This is a genomic window from Pseudomonas sp. CNPSo 3701, from assembly GCF_028674975.1.
In the GTDB taxonomy this organism is placed as follows: Bacteria; Pseudomonadota; Gammaproteobacteria; order Pseudomonadales; family Pseudomonadaceae; genus Aquipseudomonas; species Aquipseudomonas straminea.
Genome location: NZ_JAQZSI010000013.1, coordinates 1 through 5,416, shown reverse-complemented (window position 1 = coordinate 5,416; position 5,416 = coordinate 1). Strand labels below are relative to the sequence as shown.

The window sequence follows — 5,416 nt, the reverse complement described above, 5'->3', positions numbered from 1 at the left end:
GCCAAACGTTCTTTAACAACTGAATCAAGCAATTCGTGTGGGTGCTTGTGAGTTAAGACTGACTGATCGCAAGATTATCAGCATCACAAGTAACACTCGTGAATTCGAGAGTTTTTTGCGATTGCTGAGCCAAGTTTAGGGTTTTCTCAAAACCCAAGCAGTATTGAACTGAAGAGTTTGATCATGGCTCAGATTGAACGCTGGCGGCAGGCCTAACACATGCAAGTCGAGCGGTTGACGGGAGCTTGCTCCCTGATTCAGCGGCGGACGGGTGAGTAATGCCTAGGAATCTGCCTATTAGTGGGGGACAACGTTTCGAAAGGAACGCTAATACCGCATACGTCCTACGGGAGAAAGCAGGGGACCTTCGGGCCTTGCGCTAATAGATGAGCCTAGGTCGGATTAGCTTGTTGGTGAGGTAATGGCTCACCAAGGCGACGATCCGTAACTGGTCTGAGAGGATGATCAGTCACACTGGAACTGAGACACGGTCCAGACTCCTACGGGAGGCAGCAGTGGGGAATATTGGACAATGGGCGAAAGCCTGATCCAGCCATGCCGCGTGTGTGAAGAAGGTCTTCGGATTGTAAAGCACTTTAAGTTGGGAGGAAGGGTTGTAGATTAATACTCTGCAATTTTGACGTTACCGACAGAATAAGCACCGGCTAACTCTGTGCCAGCAGCCGCGGTAATACAGAGGGTGCAAGCGTTAATCGGAATTACTGGGCGTAAAGCGCGCGTAGGTGGTTTGTTAAGTTGGATGTGAAAGCCCCGGGCTCAACCTGGGAACTGCATCCAAAACTGGCAAGCTAGAGTACGGTAGAGGGTGGTGGAATTTCCTGTGTAGCGGTGAAATGCGTAGATATAGGAAGGAACACCAGTGGCGAAGGCGACCACCTGGACTGATACTGACACTGAGGTGCGAAAGCGTGGGGAGCAAACAGGATTAGATACCCTGGTAGTCCACGCCGTAAACGATGTCAACTAGCCGTTGGAATCCTTGAGATTTTAGTGGCGCAGCTAACGCATTAAGTTGACCGCCTGGGGAGTACGGCCGCAAGGTTAAAACTCAAATGAATTGACGGGGGCCCGCACAAGCGGTGGAGCATGTGGTTTAATTCGAAGCAACGCGAAGAACCTTACCTGGCCTTGACATGCTGAGAACTTTCCAGAGATGGATTGGTGCCTTCGGGAACTCAGACACAGGTGCTGCATGGCTGTCGTCAGCTCGTGTCGTGAGATGTTGGGTTAAGTCCCGTAACGAGCGCAACCCTTGTCCTTAGTTACCAGCACCTCGGGTGGGAACTCTAAGGAGACTGCCGGTGACAAACCGGAGGAAGGTGGGGATGACGTCAAGTCATCATGGCCCTTACGGCCAGGGCTACACACGTGCTACAATGGTCGGTACAAAGGGTTGCCAAGCCGCGAGGTGGAGCTAATCCCATAAAACCGATCGTAGTCCGGATCGCAGTCTGCAACTCGACTGCGTGAAGTCGGAATCGCTAGTAATCGTGAATCAGAATGTCACGGTGAATACGTTCCCGGGCCTTGTACACACCGCCCGTCACACCATGGGAGTGGGTTGCACCAGAAGTAGCTAGTCTAACCTTCGGGAGGACGGTTACCACGGTGTGATTCATGACTGGGGTGAAGTCGTAACAAGGTAGCCGTAGGGGAACCTGCGGCTGGATCACCTCCTTAATCGAAGATCGCAGCTTATTCATAAGCTCCCACACGAATTGCTTGATTCATTGTAGAAGACGATGCTGTAACGCGACCCTGTTATAGGTCTGTAGCTCAGTTGGTTAGAGCGCACCCCTGATAAGGGTGAGGTCGGCAGTTCAAATCTGCCCAGACCTACCAATTCAGGTGCAGATGATACGGGGCCATAGCTCAGCTGGGAGAGCGCCTGCCTTGCACGCAGGAGGTCAGCGGTTCGATCCCGCTTGGCTCCACCACTTTCTGGTTACAGTCGTTAATGAGTAAGAGTTCAGAAATGAGCATTCCTGCGATGGCAGAGTGAATGTTGATTTCTGGTCTTTGACCAGTCGAAACATCGTTCTTTAAAAATTTGGGTATGTGATAGAAGTGACTGATTGATTACTTTCACTGGTAATTAATCTGGTCAAGGTAAAATTTGCGTTGTTCTCAAGTGCAAATTTTCGGCGAATGTCGTCTTCACGTTATAGACAGTAACCAGATTGCTTGGGGTTATATGGTCAAGTGAAGAAGCGCATACGGTGGATGCCTTGGCAGTCAGAGGCGATGAAAGACGTTGTAGCCTGCGATAAGCTTTGGGGAGTCGGCAAACAGACTGTGATCCAGAGATCTCTGAATGGGGGAACCCACCTAGCATAAGCTGGGTATCATGCACTGAATACATAGGTGCATGAGGCGAACCAGGGGAACTGAAACATCTAAGTACCCTGAGGAAAAGAAATCAACCGAGATTCCCTTAGTAGTGGCGAGCGAACGGGGACTAGCCCTTAAGTTGATTAGAGTGTAGTGGAAGGCTCTGGAAAGTGCCGCCGTAGTGGGTGATAGCCCCGTACACGAAATGCTCTTATCAATGAAATCGAGTAGGACGGAGCACGAGAAACTTTGTCTGAATATGGGGGGACCATCCTCCAAGGCTAAATACTACTGACTGACCGATAGTGAACCAGTACCGTGAGGGAAAGGCGAAAAGAACCCCGGAGAGGGGAGTGAAATAGAACCTGAAACCGTATGCGTACAAGCAGTGGGAGCCTACTTTGTTGGGTGACTGCGTACCTTTTGTATAATGGGTCAGCGACTTATATTCAGTGGCGAGCTTAACCGAATAGGGGAGGCGTAGCGAAAGCGAGTCTTAATAGGGCGTTTAGTCGCTGGGTATAGACCCGAAACCGGGCGATCTATCCATGGGCAGGTTGAAGGTTAGGTAACACTGACTGGAGGACCGAACCGACTACCGTTGAAAAGTTAGCGGATGACCTGTGGATCGGAGTGAAAGGCTAATCAAGCTCGGAGATAGCTGGTTCTCCTCGAAAGCTATTTAGGTAGCGCCTCGTGTATCACTGCTGGGGGTAGAGCACTGTTTCGGCTAGGGGGTCATCCCGACTTACCAAACCGATGCAAACTCCGAATACCAGCAAGTGTCAGCACGGGAGACACACGGCGGGTGCTAACGTCCGTCGTGAAAAGGGAAACAACCCAGACCGTCAGCTAAGGTCCCAAAGTTATGGTTAAGTGGGAAACGATGTGGGAAGGCTTAGACAGCTAGGAGGTTGGCTTAGAAGCAGCCATCCTTTAAAGAAAGCGTAATAGCTCACTAGTCGAGTCGGCCTGCGCGGAAGATGTAACGGGGCTCAAACCATACACCGAAGCTACGGGTTCAACGTAAGTTGAGCGGTAGAGGAGCGTTCTGTAAGCCTGTGAAGGTGAGTTGAGAAGCTTGCTGGAGGTATCAGAAGTGCGAATGCTGACATGAGTAACGACAATGCGAGTGAAAAACTCGCACGCCGAAAGACCAAGGTTTCCTGCGCAACGTTAATCGACGCAGGGTGAGTCGGCCCCTAAGGCGAGGCAGAAATGCGTAGTCGATGGGAAACGGGTTAATATTCCCGTACTTCTAATTACTGCGATGGAGGGACGGAGAAGGCTAGGCCAGCACGGCGTTGGTTGTCCGTGTTTAAGGTGGTAGGCTGATTTCTTAGGTAAATCCGGGAGATCAAGGCCGAGAGCTGATGACGAGTTGTCCTTTAGGACGATGAAGTGGTTGATGCCATGCTTCCAGGAAAAGCTTCTAAGCTTCAGGTAATTAGGAACCGTACCCCAAACCGACACAGGTGGTTAGGTAGAGAATACCAAGGCGCTTGAGAGAACTCGGGTGAAGGAACTAGGCAAAATGGCACCGTAACTTCGGGAGAAGGTGCGCCGGTGAGTGTGAAGGGTTTACCCCGTAAGCACATGCCGGTCGAAGATACCAGGCCGCTGCGACTGTTTATTAAAAACACAGCACTCTGCAAACACGAAAGTGGACGTATAGGGTGTGACGCCTGCCCGGTGCCGGAAGGTTAATTGATGGGGTTAGCTAACGCGAAGCTCTTGATCGAAGCCCCGGTAAACGGCGGCCGTAACTATAACGGTCCTAAGGTAGCGAAATTCCTTGTCGGGTAAGTTCCGACCTGCACGAATGGCGTAACGATGGCGGCGCTGTCTCCACCCGAGACTCAGTGAAATTGAAATCGCTGTGAAGATGCAGTGTATCCGCGGCTAGACGGAAAGACCCCGTGAACCTTTACTATAGCTTTGCACTGGACTTTGAGCTTGCTTGTGTAGGATAGGTGGGAGGCTTTGAAGTGGGGACGCCAGTTCTCATGGAGCCATCCTTGAAATACCACCCTGGCAACCTTGAGGTTCTAACTCTGGTCCGTTATCCGGATCGAGGACAGTGTATGGTGGGTAGTTTGACTGGGGCGGTCTCCTCCTAAAGAGTAACGGAGGAGTACGAAGGTGCGCTCAGACCGGTCGGAAATCGGTCGTAGAGTATAAAGGCAAAAGCGCGCTTGACTGCGAGACAGACACGTCGAGCAGGTACGAAAGTAGGTCTTAGTGATCCGGTGGTTCTGTATGGAAGGGCCATCGCTCAACGGATAAAAGGTACTCCGGGGATAACAGGCTGATACCGCCCAAGAGTTCATATCGACGGCGGTGTTTGGCACCTCGATGTCGGCTCATCACATCCTGGGGCTGAAGCCGGTCCCAAGGGTATGGCTGTTCGCCATTTAAAGTGGTACGCGAGCTGGGTTTAGAACGTCGTGAGACAGTTCGGTCCCTATCTGCCGTGGACGTTTGAGATTTGAGAGGGGCTGCTCCTAGTACGAGAGGACCGGAGTGGACGAACCTCTGGTGTTCCGGTTGTCACGCCAGTGGCATTGCCGGGTAGCTATGTTCGGGAAAGATAACCGCTGAAAGCATCTAAGCGGGAAACTTGCCTCAAGATGAGATCTCACTGGAACCTTGAGTTCCCTAAAGGGCCGTCGAAGACTACGACGTTGATAGGCTGGGTGTGTAAGCGTTGTGAGGCGTTGAGCTAACCAGTACTAATTGCCCGTGAGGCTTGACCATATAACACCCAAACAATTTGGCTGTTAGACGGTTGAAGTCGACAGTAATGCCGAAGATTTGCGAGAACACGTAATACCAACTGACATCACATACCCAATTCGCTGCAGCGGCTAAACCCCGAAGCAGCAACCAGTTTGCTTGACGACCATAGAGCGTTGGAACCACCTGATCCCATCCCGAACTCAGTAGTGAAACGACGCATCGCCGATGGTAGTGTGGAGCTTCTCCATGTGAGAGTAGGTCATCGTCAAGCTTCTATAAGAAACCCCAGATCTCGACAGAGGTCTGGGGTTTCGTCTTTTCGGGC

2 tRNA genes and 3 rRNA genes are annotated in these 5,416 nt (G+C 51.5%); all 5 read left to right on the top strand.

Going from position 1 to position 5,416, the window contains the following annotated elements:
* Positions 1-165 precede the first annotated feature (165 nt).
* The 5 genes from PVA39_RS23130 to rrf all read left to right on the top strand — a co-directional run bounded on the left by PVA39_RS23130 (position 166) and on the right by rrf (position 5,362).
* Positions 166-1,701 (top strand): 16S ribosomal RNA (locus PVA39_RS23130).
* Positions 1,702-1,786: 85 nt separating this feature from the next.
* Positions 1,787-1,863: transfer RNA gene (locus PVA39_RS23125), tRNA-Ile, on the top strand.
* 19 nt (positions 1,864-1,882) lie between these two features.
* Positions 1,883-1,958 (top strand) — tRNA-Ala (locus tag PVA39_RS23120).
* Between the two features lie 259 nt (positions 1,959-2,217).
* Positions 2,218-5,109: ribosomal RNA gene (locus PVA39_RS23115) — 23S ribosomal RNA — on the top strand.
* Between the two features lie 137 nt (positions 5,110-5,246).
* Positions 5,247-5,362: ribosomal RNA gene (gene rrf / locus PVA39_RS23110) — 5S ribosomal RNA — on the top strand.
* Together the 16S, 23S and 5S rRNA genes with 2 tRNA genes alongside form the textbook arrangement of a ribosomal RNA operon.
* Positions 5,363-5,416 lie beyond the last annotated feature (54 nt).